Below are 17,819 nucleotides of genomic sequence, written 5' to 3'. Positions count from 1 at the left end.
CCCTGGTTTGACTGACAAAAGGACACACACTGCACAGCTGCGCTAGGACGAAATGGCCGCATGCCCCCAGACGATTAAACTGATGGCCCTACAGAGCTGTGTCAAACCCCGGTGTTTGGCACTCAATTGACCCGGTCTGTGCCTTGACTGCACCGACCAAAACCTAGGAATTCCCCATGGGCGCGCAGTGGAAAGCAAAAGGCAAAGCACAGGCAGCAGACGCACGAGGCAAGCTGTTTGGTCGTCTGGCCAAGGACATCATGATCGCGGCCCGCAACGGGGCCGACCCCGCCGCCAACTCGCGTCTGCGCTTGGTGGTCGAGCAGGCCCGCAAAGTGTCCATGCCCAAAGAAACGCTGGAACGCGCCATCAAGAAGGGCGCTGGCCTTTTGGGCGATGCCGTCAGCTTTGACCGCGTGATTTACGAAGGCTTTGCCCCGCACCAAGTGCCGGTGATGATCGAGGTGCTGACCGACAACGTGAACCGCAGCGCTTCTGAAATGCGCGTGCTGTTCCGCAAGGGCCAGCAAGGCACCTCGGGCTCAGTCTCTTGGGACTTTGACCATGTGGGTTTTATCGAAGCCGAACCCACCCAAGCCGGGGCTGACGCCGAACTGGCCGCCATCGAAGCCGGAGCGCAAGACTTTGAACCCGCCGACGAAGACGGCGTGACCGTGTTCATCACCGAAGCGACCGACCTTGACTTGGTCAGCCGCGCCCTGCCCGAACACGGCTTCACGGTGGTGTCGGCCAAGCTGGGCTACAAACCGAAAAACCCAGTCGACCCGGCCAACCTGAGCGCCGAGCAACTGGAAGAAATCGAAGCCTTTTTGGGCGCCATCGACAACAACGACGACGTGCAGAACGTATTTGTGGGCTTGGCGGGTTAAGCCCACCCCTTTCCTTGAAGGGCCTGACGGGTCATTCCCGTCAGGCCCTTTTGTTTTGGAGCCGGCAAACGACGCAAATTGGTGCATACCCGCGCACCAAGCAAGGGAAATCCATGAGCCACAACTGATTTGCGCACACCTATGATGCACAAATCTTGCATACAAGATGCCAAAACAAGTGGCATGGTATTCGCTAGAGGTTCAAGCAAAGGAATCCCTCGCCCGTGAACTCCAAAGACATTGCCGACCGGATCGTGGAAGCGATCCTCGCCCAAAAGCTGACGCCCGGCGCTCGCTTGGGCGAGCAGGCTTTGTCGATCCTGTTTGACTGCAGCCGTACTTTGGTGCGCGAAGCGCTGATGCAACTGGCCGCACGCGGCATCGTGCAGGTCAGCTCACGCCGGGGCTGGTATGTGGTGCAACCCTCCAAGACAGAAGCCCGTGAGGCCTTTGAAGCCCGCAGGGTGATCGAGACCGGCCTGATCCGCAGCGCCGGAGCCATGGACAAGACCACACTCAAGCGCCTGAAGCAGCACATCCAGCAAGAGAAAACTGCGCTCAAACAAGACGATGTAGGGCGGCGCAGCTTCTTGCTCGGCGACTTTCATGTGTGCCTGGCCGAGTGCTTGGGTAACCAGCTGCTGGCCGATACGCTGCGCGACTTCACAGCCCGCACCACCCTGATCGCCATGCTCTACCAATCCAGCCACGACGCGGTGAAATCCTGTCAGGAACACATCGAGATCGTGCAAGCCCTCGAGCGTGGTGACAAAGAAACCGCCGAACAACTGATGGCTGAGCACATTGGCCAGGTGCAATCGGCCTTGAAGATCAACGCCGCACCTGCTGACCCGTTGGCCGAGTTGCGTCTGGCATTGGCGCCCATGAGTGCTGCTCGTGCTTCACCACCCAAAACGGTCCGAATCGCATCTCTAAAACCCCCTTCTCCAACCTCACCTTCCACTTACCTAGGAGCCTTGCTATGAAACTCTCGAAACGCCTTGTCTTGTCCACCGCTGTGGTCGCCAGCCTCTTGACTTTGGCCGGTGCCAGCCACGCCCAAGCAGCCCTGGACAACATTCAAAAAGCCAAGCTGATCAAGATCGCCATCCCGACCGACTTCCCGCCTTATGGCTTTGTCGGCATCGACCTCAAACCCCAAGGCCTGGACATCGACATGGCCAATTACATCGCCGCCAAAATGGGCGTGAAGATCGAATTGCTGCCGGTGACCAGTGCCAACCGCATCGCCTACTTGCAAACCAAAAAGGCAGATTTGGTCATCTCCACCTTGGGCAAAAACGCCGAGCGTGAAAAAGTGATCGACTTCACATCGGCCTACTCGCCGTTCTTCCAAGGCATTTACGGTCCCAAAAGCATCAACGTGAAGTCCATGGCCGATTTGGCAGGCAAGACCGTGGCGGCCACTCGCGGTGCTTTGGAAGACCAGGAATTGACCAAAGTGGCCCCAGCGGGCACTGACATCAAACGCTTTGAAGACAACAACGCCACCGTCTCGGCTTTCGTCGCAGGCCAAACCCAGTTGTTGGCCACGGGCGTGTCGGTGGCGGGCGTGATGATGCAAAAGAACCCTCAGCTCAACACCGAATACAAGTTGCTGCTCAAAGACAGCCCCAACTTCATCGGTGTGGGCAAGGGCGAAGACGCGCTGCGCACCAAGGTCAACGCCATCATTGCTGACGGCAAGAAGTCAGGCGACATCGACAAGATGGCGCAAAAGTGGCTGGGCCGCCCTGCTGGCCAGTTGCCCGAATAAGCACTTGAAGAGCTGACACCATGGCCATTGAGCTGGACTTTGCGGCGGTTTTGACCGAGTGGCCCTTGTTGGTCAAGGGTGTGGCGTTGACGCTCGGCCTCACGGCCGTGTCGGCAGTGCTGGGCGTTTTGTTGGGCATTGGCTGCGCCTGGGTGCGCACGCAGGGGCCTGGCTGGAGCCGCCCTGGCGTGGCCGCTTATGTGGAGTTGATCCGCAACACGCCTTTCATTGTCCAGCTCTTTTTCATCTTCTTTGGCCTGCCGGCCATGGGTGTGCGCCTAAGTCCCGAGTGGTCGTCGGTGATCGCCATGGTGATCAACTTGGGTGCGTATTCGGCTGAGATCGTGCGGGCCGGCATCCAGACCACGCCTGCCGGGCAAATCGAAGCGGCCATGAGCTTGGCCCTTTCTCGAATGCAGACCTTCATTTGGGTGGTTTTGCCACCGGCCCTGCAGCGCGTGTGGCCTGCGCTGGTCAGCCAGATCATCATCGTGATGTTGGGCTCAGCGGTGTGCGGACAGATCTCGACCGAGGAGCTGAGCTTTGCCGCCAACCTGATCCAGAGCCGCAACTTCCGCGCCTTTGAAGCCTTCATCGTCGCCACCGCCATTTACCTGTTGCTGTCGATCGCCACCCGCGCCACGCTGAACTGGTTCGGCCAACGCTTCTTGTTCGGGGGCCGCCGTGGTTGAGTTTTCTCTTTGGGACATCGTCAGCAACTTGTTGCTGGCCGCACGCTGGACGATTGTGTTGTCCTTGATCGCTTTTGTGGGCGGTGGCCTGGTGGGCCTGGCCCTGCTGGTGGCCCGCACCACGCCCAGCCGCAGCTTGCAACAAGCCGTGGCCCTGTATGTGCAGGTCTTTCAGGGCACGCCTTTGCTGATGCAGCTGTTCTTGGCGTACTTCGGCATGGCCATGCTGGGCGTGGAAACTTCGGCCTGGACGGCTGCGGCCGTGGCTCTCACGCTTTACAGCAGCGCATTCCTCGCCGAAATTTGGCACGGCTGCGTCAAATCGATTGGCAAAGGCCAGTGGGAGGCCGCACAAAGCCTGGCGCTGAACTTTGTCGAGCAATTGCGCTATGTGATTTTCCCGCAAGCAGCACGCATTGCGATCGCGCCCACCGTGGGCTTTTTGGTGCAAGTGGTCAAGGGCACCGCACTGGCTTCGGTCATTGGCTTTGTGGAGCTGACCAAGGCTGGCACCATGATCACCAATGCCACTTTCAAACCCTTTGTGGTCTACAGCTGTGTGGCTGTGATGTATTTCCTGATCTGCTACCCGATCAGCCTGTATGCACGCTCTCTCGAAGGCAAATTCCATGTTCAACGCTAACGCATCTACCGCCGCCGTTGCCATCACGGGGCTGCGCAAATCTTACGGCAACAACGAAGTCCTCAAAGGCATTGACCTGCAGGTGCAGCCAGGCGAAGTGATTGCCATCATCGGCAAAAGTGGCTCGGGCAAAAGCACACTGCTGCGCTGCATCAACGGGCTGGAGATCTTTCAGCACGGTAGCCTGACCGTGCAAGGTCAGCCTTTGGTGTATTCAGACCCTGCGGCCATGCGAACCCTGCGCCAGCAAGTCGGCATGATCTTCCAGTCCTTCAACCTGTTTCCGCACCTCACGGTGGGCAAGAACATCCAGCTCGCGCCCGGTCTGGTCAAGCAGCTGCCCGCCGCCGAGACTGAAGCTGCAGCGCGACGCTTGTTGGCCCGCGTGGGCTTGGCAGAAAAGTTTGACGCCTTTCCTGATCAACTCTCCGGGGGACAACAGCAACGTGTGGCGATTGCCCGGGCACTGGCCATGTCACCCGGCATCTTGCTTTGCGACGAAATCACCTCGGCGCTCGACCCCGAACTGGTGGGCGAAGTGCTGGCTGTGGTGGAGTCGCTGGCACAAGAGGGCATGACGCTCTTGATGGTCACGCACGAGATGAACTTTGCCCGCAAAGTCAGCGACCGTGTGATCTTCATGCACCAAGGTTTGGTGCATGAGCAAGGTGCTCCTGCCGATCTCTTTGCCAACCCGAAAACGCCGGAATTGCAGCAGTTTTTGTCCTCACTGCACTGAGCCCAGCAGGTCGATTCCAGCACCGGGCCGATATTGGGCCCGAAGTACGCCACGAGACTGCCGTCATAGGGGTTTTCAGCCTTGGGATCCATCGTGGTCTTTGCTAGGATGAAATTTATTGTTGGAGATTTGTTCATGCATTTGACTTCCCATTCTTGGCGGCAGGCTTTGTCCATCGCAGTGTTGGCCGTGTGTGCCAGCAGCGCCGCCCTGGCCCAAAGCTGGCCGCAGCGCCCGATCAAAGTTGTCATTCCCTTCCCGCCCGGCGGCCCCAGTGACTTGGTCATGCGCACAGCGGCCGAGAAAATCTTGGCCAACCTCAAACAACCCATCGTGATCGAGAACCAGCCCGGTGCGGGCGGGAACATCGGCGCGGCCAACGTGGCGCGTGCCGCACCCGACGGCTACACCTTTTTGTTCGCGACCGACACGCTGCTCACCGTCAACCCGCATGTGTACAAATCCATGCCCTTCAAGCTCGACGACTTGAAGCCCATCAGCGTGCTGTCTTCGTTCAGCCAAACCTTGGTGTGCAACCCTTCGCTGGGTGTCAAAACAGTGTCCGAGCTGATCGCCAAATCCAAAACTACCTCTTTGAGCTATGCCTCGGGCGGTGCCGGTGTGCCGGGGCATTTGTCGACCGAATTGCTGCTGAACATGACCGGCATGCAGATGACACACATCCCCTACAAAGGGCCTGCCCCCGCCATGCAAGACGTGCTGGCCAACCAGGTGCCGTGTGGCTTGTTGGCCGGGCCTACGGTGCTGCCGCATGTGCGCTCGGCCAAGTTGACGGCGCTGGCGGTGTCGGGCCAAGCGCGCTCGCCCTCCCTGCCCGAAGTGCCCACCATCGAAGAAGCTGGGGTGAAGGGCTACGAGGCCGATTTCAGCCTGATCTTGATCGCCCCCAAACAAGTGCCCGATGACATCGTGGCCAAATTCCGCCAGGCGGTGGTCGACGCGCTGCGCAACCCAGAGGCCACCGAGCGGCTCAAAGCCTCCGACCAGGTTGTGATTGGCAGCACGCCCGAGCAGGCGGTCGCCAAAGTGGCCAAAGACTTTGCCAAATGGGGCGCCGTGTCGCGCAAGATTGGTCTGAGTCTGGACTGAAGCTGGTCAGCTCAGGCGTGATGCCGTCGCTGTTGCACTGCCCGCGCCAATGCGTCCAGCACTGGCACGGTTTGCGCAAAGCTGATGCAGGCGTCGGTAATGGATACGCCATGTGCCAAGGGCTGGCCTTCTTTGAGGTCTTGCCGGCCTTCGTTCAAGTGGCTTTCGATCATCAGGCCCATGATGCGGCGGTCTCCTCCTGCCACCTGCGCGGCCACATCGTGGGACACCTGGATCTGTTTGGCGTGTTGTTTGCTGCTGTTGGCGTGCGACACATCGACCATGACCTGCGGCGCGATACCTGACACCTCCAATGCCTTGCAGGCTGCATCGACATCTGCAGCCGAGTAGTTGGGGGTCTTGCCCCCGCGCAAGATGATGTGCACGTCTTGGTTACCACGCGTCTCGAAAATGGCCGCTTGGCCCATCTTGGTCATGCCCATGAAGGCGTGAGGCGCTTTGGCCGCCACGACCGCATCTGCAGCCACTTTGACGCCGCCATCCGTTCCGTTTTTAAAGCCCACCGGACAAGACAGGCCGCTGGCCAGTTGTCGATGGCTCTGGCTTTCGGTGGTGCGGGCGCCAATGGCACCCCAGGTGACCAGATCACTGATGTACTGCGGGCTGAGCAAGTCCAGAAACTCGGTGGCCACGGGCAAACCCAAGTCCAGGATGTCGAGCAAGAGTTTGCGGGCCATTTCCAAGCCTTGGTTCATGGCGAAGCTGCCGTCCAAGTGCGGGTCGTTGATGTAGCCCTTACAGCCCACGGTGGTGCGGGGTTTTTCAAAATAGACACGCATGACGATTTGCAAGTCTTGGGCGTGTTTGTCCGCCTCGGCCTTGAGCAGTTTGGCGTAGGCAATGGCCTGGTCGTGGTCATGGATCGAGCACGGACCGACCACCACGACCAACCGGTCATCCTGGACTTGCAGCACGTTCGAGATGTTTTGGCGCGAACTCTCCACCAGCGCCAAGTGCGCGGGGGAGGCGGGCAAACGCTCTTCGAGCAACGCGGGTGTCATGAGAGGGCGCACCGAGGCAATGCGGGTGTCGTCGATGCGGGTTTTGTCTTGGGTGGAAAGCATGTGTAAAGTCGCCTGATTGTTCAATCGAGTTTAAAGGGACCTGACCATGACCTTGCCCGCACCCCAGTTGGAGCATGTTTGCGATTTGGCCGTGACCATCGCTCCCCCCGTGGAAGTCGGCCACACCCCCGCCGGATTGCGCCGCATGATTCCCATCACAGGCGGCACAGTGACCGGCCCCAGACTGAATGGCAAAGTGATGGCGGGAGGGGCAGACTTTCAGCTCATCCTGAATGGCGGGACGCAAGCGCATTTGGATGCGCGCTATGTGATTGAGCTGGACGATGGCAGTCGGGTATTTGTGCAAAACACGGCCTTGCGCGTAGCCTCGCTTGAGAACTCTCAACGCATCATGAATGGCCAGCCCGTCGACCCCAGTGCTGTTTATTTTCGCTGTCAACCGAAACTGGAAGCCACCACACCAGAGTGGGCCTGGCTGAGCGAGAGCCAATTCATCGGCACCGGACGGCGTGCGCCCGACGGGGTTTTCTTGAGTTTTTACAGGGTTCTTTGAAGTGCCGACCCCAACTCGTCAGTCAAAGCGCGAAGGCAAGTAGGGTCTCGGGTCTATCCACGTCGTCTGCCCCTGAACCATCTCCGCCAACAAGCGCCCAGCAACAGGCCCCAAAGTGAAACCTTGGTGCGCATGGCCAAAGTTGAACCACAAACCTTTGTGGTTCGGCGCGGGTCCCATCACAGGCAACATGTCAGCGGTGCATGGCCGGGCACCCATCCAAGGCGGCTCCTGCAGCGGCTGCCCCAAGTCCACCAGTTCGCGCGCCAGGGCTTCGGCCTTGGCCAATTGCACGGGGGTGGGCGGCGCATCAATAGGGGCAAATTCTGCACCCGTGGTCAAGCGCAGGCCACGCTGCATCGGTGCCAGCACATAGCCGCGTTCGGCGTCGAGCAGCGGCTGTCTCACTGGAGTAGGCGCACTGTAATGCTGGTGGTAACCGCGCTTGATGAACAAGGGAAAGCGGTAACCCAGTTGGCGGATGGCGCCGTCGGCCCAAGGCCCTAAAGCCAGCACAGCTTGCCCAGCATCCACATGGCCCTCGGTGGTCTTGACCGACCAAGCCGCGCCGCTGGGTTGCAAGCTGCCAGCGTCACCGGTCAGCACGCGTCCGCCTCGTGCGACAAACAAGTCGGCATAGCGCTGTACCAATGCGCCGGGGTTGTTGACTGCCCAAGGGTCCAACCAATGCACAGCACCCGCCAGCGATGGGCGCAAGGCAGGCTCGGCATGCGCCAGCTGGGTGGTGTTTTCTGCTTGGTAACGCACCCCAAAGCGGTCATACAAAACCGCCGCACGCTGCGCCGCTTCCTCCAATGCTTTGGGCGTGCGGAACACAAAACGAAAGCCCTCACGCGCGACGAGATCCTCTGCGCCTGCGGCCACCATCAGCAGCTCATGTTCCTCCGTGGCATGGGCAATCAGTCGGCTGTAGGCTTCGGTGGCTTTCGCATGGAGCTTGGGGTGTGAATGGCGCAAGTAGCGCAGCAGCGATCCCGCCATGTGCCACAAACCCCGCGCATGCCAATGGACCTCGGCCCCGCGACCCAAGGCCACGTTCAACAAAAAGCCTGGATCGCGCGGGAAAGCATAAGGCTCGACCGCCTCGCTCTGAATCAAACCGGCATTGCCAAACGAAGTTTCTTGGCCGGGCGCACGGCGGTCCACCAAGGTGACCTCAAAACCGAGTTGCTGCAAATGCAAGGCGGTGCAGGTGCCGACCATGCCGGCGCCCAAAACAAGGATGGAAGAGGCCATGCGCGCAGTATAGAGAGGGTTAAAGTTGCCGGGGCCAGGGTCAGGGTCAGGGTGGCGTTTTTGCTCTGTTTAAACTGTGGCCATGAGCACCACCACCGAAACACTGCAGCAATCTCTGTCCGATCTGTTTGCCCCTTGGGTGCAGTCGCTGAACCTGAAGATCGAACGTTTTGACGCCGACAGCGTGACCTTGCGCCTGCCGCAAAGCGATCAGCTGTCGCGCGTGGGCGGTATGCTGTGCGGGCAAGCCATGATGGCCGCAGCCGACACGGCCATGGTCTTGGCGCTCATCGCGCACTTTGGTGAGTTTCGGCCTTGCAGCACGGTGCAACTGTCCAGCACCTTCATGAAACCGCTGTCGGATCAGGATGCGTTGGTCACGGCCCGCGTCTTACGCGCAGGAAAAGCCATGGCCTTTGGAGAGATCGACCTGGCCGGAGCCAACGACGGCAAAAGCGTTTTCCGGGCCAGCACCACCTATGCCATGATGTGAGTCAGGTTGTGTCAACGGCTTGTCAGCAGACCGCCAGCCTGGCTTGGCTACAATAAGCCCATTATTTTTTGAGGTTCCACATGTCCGCTCACAACGACACTCACACATCCGACGATCCCGTTGAAAACGTGGTCAAACACATTCCCGTGGTCATTCCAGCCGCTGGTGCCGTGCTGATTTTCTTGCTGGCCTTCATTGCCGTGTTCATGGCCTGAGGCTTTATTGAATGAAGCAGTGCGCTGTTCGCTTCGCACCGCTCATCCCCCAACCCGCATCGGCGCAAGCATTGCGGGTTTTATTTTGTGCGCACCGGCATGATGTGCAGCGCCCCAGGGGCGATCAACAACTGAACCCACCCCCCGGCTTGCACCTGCAAACGGTCCAGCAGGCGTGTGGTCAGGTTCAAGGTGATGGTTTGGCTCGGCAAGGCTTCGGGCTCCAGCGTGCACAGGCTGATTTCGCCCAGTGACAAAACCTCTAGCAGCTGGCAGCGCAAGCGGGTGTGGCCGGGCTCGGCAGCACTTAACAGCCCGTTATCGGCCAGCACATCCACCTGTTCGCCGTTGAGCACCCAGGTCACGGGCGTCCCATCGTCAATCTTATTTTTGTCGAACACACTGAGATTCAAGCCTTGGTCGGACTGCGCTGAGTCGGTCCACCGCAAGCGCCCCCATCCTGGCTGGTCTTTGAAAAAATGTCCTTCAAAGTGGTTTTGAATGCCCACCAACTCGGCCACGCGCGCATTGCGCGGGCTGGCAAACACGCGGGCGGGTGTGTCTATTTGCAGGGTCTGGCCTGCGTCCACAATCACCACACGGTCTGCCAGACGGCGAGCTTCTTGCAAGTCATGCGTCACCAACACCATGGGCACCGACACGTTCTGGCGCAAGGCGGCCAACTCGCGGTACAGGGTTTGTCGCGTGGGCGCATCCACCGCAGAAAAGGGTTCGTCGAGCAACAAAACGCCGGGCAAGTGGTCAGGGGTAGCTGCCAAAGAGGGTGTGGACATGACCCTCACGAGCGCCCGTGCCAGCGCCACACGCTGCTGTTGACCACCCGAAAGTTGCGAGGGCCTGCGCTGGCTCAGTGTTGCCAGACCTAAACGGGCCAGCAAAGTCTGCACATCCTCGCCCGACCAACCTGGCTCGGCGGCCAGCGCCACATTGGCGTGTGCCGTCATGTGGGGGAACAGGGCGTAGTGCTGGAACACCAGGCCTGCACGGCGCTGCTGCGGGCTGAGCTGCACGCCAGCCGCCGTGTCCATCCAAGGCTCGCCCGCCACCCGAATATGGCCTTGCACATCGGCGGGCGTCCACAAGCCCGCGATGGCGCGCAACATGCTGGTTTTGCCGCTGCCCGAAGGCCCGACGAGCGCCACCAGCTCGCCAGCGCCGCAGTCGAATTCAGCCTCCAGCCGGATCGGACTGGCGGAGCGCAATTGCACTTGCAAGCCTTGCATCAGCGCTCCTGCAAGGCACGGCCGCGCTGGCCCACCCGGTCAAATGCCAACACCAGACTGAGCGCCATCAAAGACACGCCCACCAGCGCCAGCGCCATCACATGGGCCGACTGCAAATCCATGCCTTGCACTTTGTCATAAAGCGACACCGACAGCGTGCGGGTCTCGCCCTCGATGTTGCCGCCCACCATGAGCACCACACCAAACTCACCCAGCGTGTGCGCCACCGTCAGCGCCATGCCGGCCAACAAACCAGGCCAGGCCAGCGGCAATTCGATGCGCCAAAAGGTCTGCCAAGTCGACAAGCCCGACACCCAGGCCGCCTCGCGCAGGCTGTGTGGCACCGCCGCAAAGGCACGTTGAATCGGCTGCACCATGAATGGCAAATTGACCAGCACGCTCACCAGCAGCAGACCTTCCAGGGTGAACACCAACCGAATGCCGGAGGCCGCCAGCCAACTGCCAAGGGCGCTGTCCTGGCCAAAAGCCACTAGAAAGTAAAAGCCGATGACGGTGGGTGGCAACAACAAGGGCAGCAGCAGCAAAGCCTCTAGGATGGGGCGGCCTGCCCAAGCGGTGACAGCCAGCCATCGGGCCAGCGCCAAGCCCACCGGCAGCAGCGCCAAGGTGGTCAAGACGGCGAGCGTCAACGAAACGTGAAGGGCAGACCAATCCATGGTGTGGGGTTTGAGGGTGAAACCTGATTATTGCGGCAAGGCGTAACCATGACGTACAAACACCGCTTGTGCGGATGGGCTCAACAAAAACCGATGCCAATCTGTTGCCGCTTGGCCAGCACCCTTGAGCAACACCATGCGGTGGTGAAGGGGCGCGTGCAAGTCAGTGGGCAAAGGCATGGCCTGCACATGGACGGCGATTTCGGGGGCTTGGGCCAATGCCAATGCGGTGATGCCCGCCTGCGCCGCGCCCGTGGCCACAAACTGCGTGGCTTGGCCAATGTTGTCCCCCAACACCTTGTTTGCAGTGGGCAATGGACCGACTCCTGCTCGCTGCAAGATCTCTTCGGAAGCTACGCCATAAGGCGCCAGCGCCGGATTGGCGATGGCGAATTTATCCCCCGGCTTCATGGCGCGGACAACTGCCGCCAAACCTTGGCTCAAAGGCAGTGCTGAATTTTTAGGCAGAATCAATGCCAAGCGCCCCGTGGCGTAGCGCTGCCCGGCATCCACTGTGCGTCCGGCTTTGACCAATTCGGCCACCCATGCCTCATCGGCCGAGATGAATTGCTCGACCGGCAGGCCTTGCAAAATTTGCCGCGCCAAGTTACCGGACGCACCCAAATTCACCTCCACCTGAACCCTGGTTTGTTGCTTGTACTGGCTTACCAAGTCAGCCAGTACAAACTTCAAGTTACTGGCGGCTGCGATTTTGATGCGCTCTGGCATAGGCGCTTTGGTTTGGGCTTGGGCCAACCAAGGGGCCATGGTCGCCAAAAGCAAGACCGCGCCAGCCGCTAACAAGTTCTGCCTGCGCCCTTGAGTCTTTGATCGCGTTAATTGAGGCAAAATTGGGTTATGCATTTTTTGCATAGATATAAAGGTGTTTTGGTCACAACTGACAGGCACACAACAGGCAGGCTCCCTAAAATCGAGACCCCGCAGGTTACCAAGCCGTTACAGAACCCATTTGGGTTGGTCACCCAGTATCTCAGCCAAGCAGCCGTTTTTTCAAAGCCCCTGCTCAGGGTTTTTGAAAAAACGATTTTTAAACTTTGGAGCTTTCCCATGAACTCACCCGTGATGCAGGGCCTGAACCTCAATACGCCCGCTTACGTCAAGAACGCCAAGCTGATCGCCTGGGTTGCCGAAATGGCCGCCCTGTGCAAACCAGCCAACATTTATTGGTGTGACGGCTCGCAAGAAGAATACGACCGCCTGTGCGCCGAGCTGGTCGCTGCCGGCACCTTCAAAAAGCTCAACCCCGCCAAGCGCGCCAACTCGTTCCTGGCTTGCTCTGACCCTTCAGACGTGGCCCGCGTAGAAGACCGCACCTACATCTGCTCGGCCCAAAAAGAAGACGCGGGCCCGACCAACAACTGGATGGAACCCGCGCAAATGCGCGCTACGCTGAACCCGCTGTTTGACGGTTGCATGGCTGGCCGCACGATGTACGTGGTGCCTTTCTCCATGGGCCCGCTGGGTTCGCACATCAGCCACATCGGCATCGAGCTGACCGACAGCGCTTACGTCGCCGTCAACCAGAAGATCATGACCCGCATGGGCAAAGCCGTGTTTGACGTGCTGGGCAGCGACGGCGAATTCGTGCCCTGCATGCACACCGTGGGCGCACCTTTGGCTGCTGGCCAAAAAGACACCACCAGCTGGCCTTGCAACCCCACCACCAAATACATCGTGCACTACCCTGAGACCCGCGAGATCTGGTCTTACGGTTCGGGCTACGGCGGCAACGCGCTGCTGGGCAAGAAATGCTTTGCGCTGCGCATTGCCTCTAACATGGGCCGCGAGCAAGGCTGGTTGGCCGAGCACATGCTCATCTTGGGCGTGACCAACCCCGAAGGCAAAAAGTACCATGTCGCAGCGGCTTTCCCCAGCGCCTGCGGCAAAACCAACTTCTCGATGCTGGTGCCACCCAAGGCCTTTGAAGGCTGGAGCGTGACCACCATCGGTGACGACATCGCCTGGGTCAAGCCGCACACCGACGGCAAGATGTACGCCATCAACCCCGAAGCCGGTTACTTTGGCGTGGCCCCTGGCACCAACATGAAGACCAACCCCAACTGCATGCTGAGCCTGCACAAGGACGTGATCTTCACCAACGTGGCCCTGACGGACGACGGCGACGTGTGGTGGGAAGGCATGGAAAAAGACACCGGCAAGCTGCCCGACCATTTGATCGACTGGCAAGGCAAGGACTGGACCCCCCAGATCGCCAAAGAGACCGGCGCCAAGGCCGCTCACCCCAACGCCCGCTTCACCGTGGCTGCTGCCAACAACCCCGCACTCGACCCCGCCTGGGACGACGCTGCGGGCGTGCCGATCGACGCCTTCATGTTTGGTGGCCGCCGCTCGACCACCGTGCCGCTCGTCACCGAAGCACGCAGCTGGACCGAAGGCGTTTACATGGCCGCGACCATGGGCTCCGAGACCACCGCTGCCGCCTTTGGCGCGCAAGGCGTGGTGCGCCGCGACCCGTTCGCGATGCTGCCGTTTTGCGGCTACAACATGAGCGACTACTTCCAGCACTGGCTCGACACCGGCGCCAAGGCTGAGGCCGCTGGCCACAAGCTGCCCGCCATGTACTGCGTGAACTGGTTCCGCAAGGGCGAAGACGGCTCGTTTGTCTGGCCCGGCTACGGCGACAACATGCGCGTTCTGAAGTGGATGATCGACCGTCTGGAAGGTAAAGCCGCTGGCCAAGACACTATGTTCGGCGTGGCCCCCACTTATGGCGAAATCACCTGGACCGGTCTGGACTTCAGCGCCGAGCAATTCAAAGCCGTGACCAGCATCGACGCTGCCGCCTGGCAAGCCGAGTTCAAGCTGCACGATGAGCACTTTGCCCAACTGAGCTACCACTTGCCTCAAGCGCTGCTGGACACCAAGGCGGCTTTGCAGGCCAAGCTGGCCACTTAAATCTCGGCGATACCGCGCCCCAAAGGCGCGGCACAAAAAAACCGCCCAGGTTTCAAGCCCGGGCGGTTTTTTTTCGACTGCACAATTGGCACTCTTATGCCGTTTCTGAACACCCCCGAATCCCGAGAACGCCGGGCCCTTTGGCTCTTGTGGGTCACGCCTGCGCTGTGGTCCGTCAATTACATCGTCGCCCGAACCGCCTCCGGCGTGGTGGAACCGCACATGCTGGCTTTGGGGCGTTGGGCTCTGGCGGGCTTGATCGTGGGCTTCATTGCGCGCAGTGAACTCTGGCGCGAACGCCGCAGCACCCTGGCGCACGCTGGACAGTACTTGGTGCTGGGCGCTTTGGGCATGCTGGTTTGCGGGGCCTGGGTTTACGAAGGTGCGCAAACCACCAGCGCCATGAACATCGCCCTGATTTATGCCGCCTCGCCAGTGTTGATCGCTTTGGCAGCAGTGCTTTGGCTGGGCGAACGGTTTTCCTGGCGGCAAGGCTTGGGCGTGTTGATCGCCATGTCCGGCGTCTTCCATGTTGTCGTCAAAGGTCAATGGAGCACCTTGGGCCAAGTGCAGTGGATTGCAGGGGATGGCTGGATCGTGCTGGCCATGGTCTCATGGGCCGGTTTTGCATTGCTGCAAAAAAAATGGGCCAGCCCGCTGGGTGCAACGGCACGTTTGGCCGCCATCTGCGCAGGCGGGGTGCTGGTGCTTTTGCCCTTTGCCGCTTGGGAATGGCAACAAACGTCGACACCCGCTTGGAGCTGGCAAGCCACGCTTTTGGTCGTGGTCGCTGGGTTGGTACCGGGCGTGGGCGCTTATTGGGCCTATGGTTTTTGCCAGAAAGTGTTGGGGGCGAGCCGAGTCGCTGCCAGCTTGTACCTGGGGCCGCTGTATGGCGGCCTGACCGCCTGGGCCGTCCTGGGCGAGTCATTGGGCTGGCACCATGTCGCGGGTGCCGCCTTGATTTTGCCCGGCATCTACCTGGCGTCCAAGCCGACAGCGGTCAAAGCTGTCACCTGAAAAGCAAAAGGCCTCGGAATGGAGGCCTTTGCATGAACAGGTGCACAAGGCACCTGGATCTTAAACAGCGATCAGATGTAATAAAGGCGGTTTTTGACCATGCGTGCTGCGCGGCGGGTCATGTAAGTCGTCAAGTCTGTGGCAGGCGCTTGGCTGTCCTCTGCACGGTCCATCGCGGTTTGCAAATCGGTCATCAAACGGCTGTCGTTTTGGGCCATGGCCCACAAACGCTCATCGGCACGGCGACGGGCCACATGGGCAGACCAGCCGTCCAAACCTGTCATCAGGTTTTGCGCCAAGAGCCGACTCACACCGCGCAGTGCGGCAATCGCCACAACCGCCACCGCCCACAGCGCCAGCCAAGCAGCCAACACATGCGTATCGGCCCAGTCGTCGATCAGGTGGTCGGCCAAAACCACCAAGGCAGCGACGCCAGCGGCGAGCATCCATGAGGCCAAGGTTTTGGTGGATGAACGGGGTGCTGCGGTGGCTGCTTGAATGGTAGGCGCAGCGCCTAAAACAGATTGGGTGGTGGTATTCATTTTTAATTCCCTTAATTGGACGTTTTTGCTTTTGGCAGTTCAAAACGGCAAACTCAATAACGGGATCATAGGGTTTTTACCCATGCGATTCAACTTTATATTCATGATGATATTCATTCATAATGGTGATACATCAAAGGTGATTGCTTGAACTCATCCATACCCGCGTCGTTTCGCACACTTGACCTCAACTTGCTTCGGATATTTGACGAAGTCATGGCCGAGCGCAGCCTGACGCGTGCCGCCCACAACCTCTCGCTGACCCAACCGGCCGTCAGCAATGCTGTGCGCCGGTTGCGCGATGCGTTGGACGATGAACTGGTTCGACGGCATGGCCACGGCATTGAGCCCACACCGCGTGCGCTGGCGCTGTGGCCCAGCGTGCGCGAGGCGCTGCGCCAGTTGCAAGAGGCCATCGTGCCCAGCACTTTTGTGCCCCATGAGGCCAGCAACACGCTCATTTTGGCCATGGCCGATGCCACGGCTGCAGAACTCATGGGCGGATTGGCGCGTCAATTGCAAAGCGAAGCACCCGGCGTGTCGCTGCGGGTGGTGCCCCTGACCACACGCGACCCGCGCAGCCTTCTCGCTGAGGGCGTGGCCGACATCGCATTGGGCTACTTCCCCGCCGTGTTGACCGATCTGACCGGGCGTGCACAAGCGGGCGAATCCGTGTCCTTTGAGCACCAGCGACTGTACGCGGGTGAATACGTCTGTGTCATGCGACAAGGGCACCCCATGGCGGACCAACCCATGACGCTCGACGCCTATTGCTCAGCCCGCCATTTGCTGGTGAGTTTTTCGGGCCGCCCCTATGGTTTTGTCGATGAAGCCCTGGCCAGCATTGGCCGCCAGCGGCGCATCGTGCTGACGGTGAACCAGTTTTTCACGGCCGGGCAAGTGGTGGTCAACTCCGACCTGCTCACGGTGCTGCCGCGCCACTTTGTGCCCACCACGGGCATGGGTGACCAACTCGTGCTGCGGGAATTGCCACTGAACGTGCCCCCCGTGCATGTGGAAGCACTTTGGCACCGCCGACAACAACACTACAGCGCGCACCAATGGCTGCGCGGCCAACTGCTGCAGGTGGCGCAAGCCGCGTTCTCGGCACAGGAATTGAGATGAACATCCAATTGCTCTCCGACCTGCACCTGGAGTCGAACCCCAACTTCATGCCCACCCCGGCAGAAGGTGCCGATGTGCTGGTGTTGGCGGGCGACATCGGCTCGTACCAGACAGACTCTGCACTCAGCGCCGCAGGCGATACCGACTTTGGTCTGCAACGATTTTCTCCAAACCACGGCTGGCCCACGCCAGTGCTGTTTGTGCCCGGCAACCACGAATACGACGGCTTGGACTTCGACGAAGCCCACGCCCGACTGCAAGAAACCTGCGCCCGACTGGGCATCACTTGGCTCGAGCGCGAAGTGCTGCAACTGGGCGGCGTGCGCTTTGTGGGTACCACACTGTGGACCGACTTTGACGCGCTCGGGCCGCTGGCGGGTCAAGCCTTGCCCGAGAAAATCCCGGCGCACTTCAGCCACCCCAACAGCCAATACACCCGCCACCTCAAAGCCCGGGACAAAGCGTTTCGGGCCGCCAACTATTACCTGCGCAAAACCCTGACCACGAGGCACGGCGAGCCTTGGCTGGCCGAAGGAATGCGAGAGCAAGCCCTGCAATGCCAAGACTGGCTGAGCCAAGCCCTGAACACCCCGTTTGACGGACCCACCGTGGTGGTCACCCACTTTGCACCCAGCCTGCACAGCGCCGACCCCCGCTACGGCCACGTCCCCGGTACGGCAGGTTTTTGCAACGCACTCGACCATTGGCTGCCCCAGGCACAGCTGTGGCTACATGGGCATTTGCATTGCGCCAGCGACTACACCCACCACGGCTGCCGTGTGGTCGCCAACCCCTTGGGCTATGCCCGCAAAAACGAACAAGTGCAATTCAAAGCCCAAGCCACATGGGCTATTTGAAA

At 60.1% G+C, this 17,819-nt stretch carries 20 protein-coding genes; 14 read left to right on the top strand and 6 right to left on the bottom strand.

Annotated features, from left to right (window positions below):
* The first annotated feature begins 176 nt into the window (after positions 1–176).
* The 7 genes from SWE17_RS02845 to SWE17_RS02815 all read left to right on the top strand — a co-directional run bounded on the left by SWE17_RS02845 (position 177) and on the right by SWE17_RS02815 (position 5,851).
* The gene (locus SWE17_RS02845; RefSeq protein ID WP_322991615.1) at positions 177–890 is read left to right on the top strand and encodes a YebC/PmpR family DNA-binding transcriptional regulator; all 714 of its coding nucleotides are present in this window, start codon (positions 177–179) and stop codon (positions 888–890) included.
* 224 nt (positions 891–1,114) lie between these two features.
* Complete coding sequence (locus SWE17_RS02840) at positions 1,115–1,876, top strand: GntR family transcriptional regulator (protein ID WP_322991614.1); 762 nt, start codon at positions 1,115–1,117, stop codon at positions 1,874–1,876.
* A complete protein-coding gene (locus SWE17_RS02835; protein WP_322991613.1) occupies positions 1,873–2,667 on the top strand; it encodes a transporter substrate-binding domain-containing protein in 795 nt (264 codons plus the stop codon). The genes SWE17_RS02840 and SWE17_RS02835 overlap by 4 nt, the downstream gene beginning before the upstream one ends.
* 20 nt (positions 2,668–2,687) lie before the next feature.
* A complete protein-coding gene (locus SWE17_RS02830; protein WP_322991612.1) occupies positions 2,688–3,359 on the top strand; it encodes an amino acid ABC transporter permease in 672 nt (223 codons plus the stop codon).
* Positions 3,352–4,002: an amino acid ABC transporter permease gene (locus tag SWE17_RS02825; protein ID WP_322991611.1), complete on the top strand. Its 651-nt coding sequence runs from the start codon at positions 3,352–3,354 to the stop codon at positions 4,000–4,002. The genes SWE17_RS02830 and SWE17_RS02825 overlap by 8 nt, the downstream gene beginning before the upstream one ends.
* The gene (locus SWE17_RS02820; RefSeq protein ID WP_322991610.1) at positions 3,989–4,741 is read left to right on the top strand and encodes an amino acid ABC transporter ATP-binding protein; all 753 of its coding nucleotides are present in this window, start codon (positions 3,989–3,991) and stop codon (positions 4,739–4,741) included. Before SWE17_RS02825 ends, SWE17_RS02820 begins: the two co-directional genes overlap by 14 nt.
* 135 nt (positions 4,742–4,876) lie before the next feature.
* On the top strand, positions 4,877–5,851 hold the full coding sequence (locus tag SWE17_RS02815) for a tripartite tricarboxylate transporter substrate binding protein (RefSeq protein WP_322991609.1): 975 nt from the start codon (positions 4,877–4,879) through the stop codon (positions 5,849–5,851).
* Between the two features lie 11 nt (positions 5,852–5,862).
* Here SWE17_RS02815 and SWE17_RS02810 read toward each other — a convergent pair whose 3' ends face one another.
* The gene (locus tag SWE17_RS02810; RefSeq protein WP_322991608.1) at positions 5,863–6,936 is read right to left on the bottom strand and encodes a 3-deoxy-7-phosphoheptulonate synthase; all 1,074 of its coding nucleotides are present in this window, start codon (positions 6,934–6,936) and stop codon (positions 5,863–5,865) included.
* A gap of 46 nt (positions 6,937–6,982) precedes the next feature.
* Between SWE17_RS02810 and SWE17_RS02805 the strand changes: the two genes are divergently transcribed.
* Positions 6,983–7,450, top strand: a complete 468-nt coding sequence (locus tag SWE17_RS02805; RefSeq protein ID WP_322991607.1) for a DUF3237 domain-containing protein — start codon at positions 6,983–6,985, stop codon at positions 7,448–7,450.
* A gap of 18 nt (positions 7,451–7,468) precedes the next feature.
* Here the strand turns inward: SWE17_RS02805 and SWE17_RS02800 are convergent, their stop codons facing one another.
* Positions 7,469–8,707 (bottom strand): FAD-binding oxidoreductase, encoded by a 1,239-nt coding sequence (locus SWE17_RS02800; RefSeq protein ID WP_322991606.1) that lies wholly within the window; start codon positions 8,705–8,707, stop codon positions 7,469–7,471.
* Between the two features lie 82 nt (positions 8,708–8,789).
* Between SWE17_RS02800 and SWE17_RS02795 the strand changes: the two genes are divergently transcribed.
* Together SWE17_RS02795 and SWE17_RS02790 are read left to right on the top strand one after the other, a co-directional pair.
* Entirely contained in the window at positions 8,790–9,200 is a 411-nt protein-coding gene (locus SWE17_RS02795; protein ID WP_322991605.1) for a PaaI family thioesterase, read from the top strand.
* Between the two features lie 80 nt (positions 9,201–9,280).
* The gene (locus SWE17_RS02790) at positions 9,281–9,415 is read left to right on the top strand and encodes a hypothetical protein (RefSeq protein ID WP_255417455.1); all 135 of its coding nucleotides are present in this window, start codon (positions 9,281–9,283) and stop codon (positions 9,413–9,415) included.
* An 80-nt stretch (positions 9,416–9,495) separates the two neighbouring features.
* On the opposite strand, the gene SWE17_RS02785 is transcribed toward SWE17_RS02790, so the two are convergent.
* Genes SWE17_RS02785 through modA form a run of 3 tightly spaced genes read right to left on the bottom strand, consistent with a single transcriptional unit; the run spans position 9,496 to position 12,104 of the window.
* Positions 9,496–10,659 carry an ABC transporter ATP-binding protein gene (locus tag SWE17_RS02785; RefSeq protein WP_322991604.1) on the bottom strand — a complete coding sequence of 388 codons (1,164 nt, stop codon included), beginning with the start codon at positions 10,657–10,659 and terminating at the stop codon, positions 9,496–9,498.
* Entirely contained in the window at positions 10,659–11,336 is a 678-nt protein-coding gene (gene modB, locus SWE17_RS02780; protein WP_322991603.1) for a molybdate ABC transporter permease subunit, read from the bottom strand. The genes SWE17_RS02785 and modB overlap by 1 nt, the downstream gene beginning before the upstream one ends.
* 27 nt (positions 11,337–11,363) lie before the next feature.
* Positions 11,364–12,104, bottom strand: a complete 741-nt coding sequence (gene modA / locus SWE17_RS02775) for a molybdate ABC transporter substrate-binding protein (protein WP_322991602.1) — start codon at positions 12,102–12,104, stop codon at positions 11,364–11,366.
* 300 nt (positions 12,105–12,404) lie between these two features.
* Here modA and SWE17_RS02770 point away from each other — a divergent pair, with 300 nt between their 5' ends.
* Together SWE17_RS02770 and SWE17_RS02765 are read left to right on the top strand one after the other, a co-directional pair.
* Positions 12,405–14,273: a phosphoenolpyruvate carboxykinase (GTP) gene (locus SWE17_RS02770; RefSeq protein WP_322991601.1), complete on the top strand. Its 1,869-nt coding sequence runs from the start codon at positions 12,405–12,407 to the stop codon at positions 14,271–14,273.
* Positions 14,274–14,369: 96 nt separating this feature from the next.
* The gene (locus SWE17_RS02765; protein WP_322991600.1) at positions 14,370–15,293 is read left to right on the top strand and encodes a DMT family transporter; all 924 of its coding nucleotides are present in this window, start codon (positions 14,370–14,372) and stop codon (positions 15,291–15,293) included.
* A 71-nt stretch (positions 15,294–15,364) separates the two neighbouring features.
* On the opposite strand, the gene SWE17_RS02760 is transcribed toward SWE17_RS02765, so the two are convergent.
* Positions 15,365–15,835, bottom strand: coding sequence for a hypothetical protein (locus SWE17_RS02760; protein ID WP_322991599.1), 471 nt, complete (start codon positions 15,833–15,835; stop codon positions 15,365–15,367).
* Positions 15,836–15,982: 147 nt separating this feature from the next.
* Here SWE17_RS02760 and SWE17_RS02755 point away from each other — a divergent pair, with 147 nt between their 5' ends.
* Both SWE17_RS02755 and SWE17_RS02750 read left to right on the top strand, forming a co-directional pair.
* The gene (locus SWE17_RS02755) at positions 15,983–16,960 is read left to right on the top strand and encodes a LysR family transcriptional regulator (RefSeq protein WP_322991598.1); all 978 of its coding nucleotides are present in this window, start codon (positions 15,983–15,985) and stop codon (positions 16,958–16,960) included.
* Positions 16,957–17,817, top strand: coding sequence for a metallophosphoesterase (locus SWE17_RS02750; RefSeq protein ID WP_322991597.1), 861 nt, complete (start codon positions 16,957–16,959; stop codon positions 17,815–17,817). The genes SWE17_RS02755 and SWE17_RS02750 overlap by 4 nt, the downstream gene beginning before the upstream one ends.
* Positions 17,818–17,819: the final 2 nt, after the last annotated feature.

The sequence above is a fragment of the Limnohabitans sp. genome (genome assembly GCF_034680285.1).
In the GTDB taxonomy this organism is placed as follows: Bacteria; Pseudomonadota; Gammaproteobacteria; order Burkholderiales; family Burkholderiaceae_C; genus Limnohabitans_A.
This window is presented reverse-complemented; position numbering and strand designations above follow the sequence as displayed.

Excerpts from the sequence above, each read along its gene's own strand:
- SWE17_RS02800 (WP_322991606.1), bottom strand. The coding sequence starts at position 8,707 with ATGGCCTCTTCCATCCTTGTTTTGGGCGCCGGCATGGTCGGCACCTGC.
- SWE17_RS02835 (WP_322991613.1), top strand. The coding sequence starts at position 1,873 with ATGAAACTCTCGAAACGCCTTGTCTTGTCCACCGCTGTGGTCGCCAGC.
- SWE17_RS02845 (WP_322991615.1), top strand. The coding sequence starts at position 177 with ATGGGCGCGCAGTGGAAAGCAAAAGGCAAAGCACAGGCAGCAGACGCA.
- SWE17_RS02820 (WP_322991610.1), top strand. The coding sequence starts at position 3,989 with ATGTTCAACGCTAACGCATCTACCGCCGCCGTTGCCATCACGGGGCTG.
- modA (WP_322991602.1), bottom strand. The coding sequence starts at position 12,104 with ATGGCCCCTTGGTTGGCCCAAGCCCAAACCAAAGCGCCTATGCCAGAG.
- SWE17_RS02795 (WP_322991605.1), top strand. The coding sequence starts at position 8,790 with ATGAGCACCACCACCGAAACACTGCAGCAATCTCTGTCCGATCTGTTT.
- SWE17_RS02805 (WP_322991607.1), top strand. The coding sequence starts at position 6,983 with ATGACCTTGCCCGCACCCCAGTTGGAGCATGTTTGCGATTTGGCCGTG.
- SWE17_RS02830 (WP_322991612.1), top strand. The coding sequence starts at position 2,688 with ATGGCCATTGAGCTGGACTTTGCGGCGGTTTTGACCGAGTGGCCCTTG.
- SWE17_RS02790 (WP_255417455.1), top strand. The coding sequence starts at position 9,281 with ATGTCCGCTCACAACGACACTCACACATCCGACGATCCCGTTGAAAAC.
- modB (WP_322991603.1), bottom strand. The coding sequence starts at position 11,336 with ATGGATTGGTCTGCCCTTCACGTTTCGTTGACGCTCGCCGTCTTGACC.
- SWE17_RS02810 (WP_322991608.1), bottom strand. The coding sequence starts at position 6,936 with ATGCTTTCCACCCAAGACAAAACCCGCATCGACGACACCCGCATTGCC.
- SWE17_RS02765 (WP_322991600.1), top strand. The coding sequence starts at position 14,370 with ATGCCGTTTCTGAACACCCCCGAATCCCGAGAACGCCGGGCCCTTTGG.
- SWE17_RS02750 (WP_322991597.1), top strand. The coding sequence starts at position 16,957 with ATGAACATCCAATTGCTCTCCGACCTGCACCTGGAGTCGAACCCCAAC.
- SWE17_RS02770 (WP_322991601.1), top strand. The coding sequence starts at position 12,405 with ATGAACTCACCCGTGATGCAGGGCCTGAACCTCAATACGCCCGCTTAC.
- SWE17_RS02760 (WP_322991599.1), bottom strand. The coding sequence starts at position 15,835 with ATGAATACCACCACCCAATCTGTTTTAGGCGCTGCGCCTACCATTCAA.
- SWE17_RS02785 (WP_322991604.1), bottom strand. The coding sequence starts at position 10,659 with ATGCAAGGCTTGCAAGTGCAATTGCGCTCCGCCAGTCCGATCCGGCTG.
- SWE17_RS02815 (WP_322991609.1), top strand. The coding sequence starts at position 4,877 with ATGCATTTGACTTCCCATTCTTGGCGGCAGGCTTTGTCCATCGCAGTG.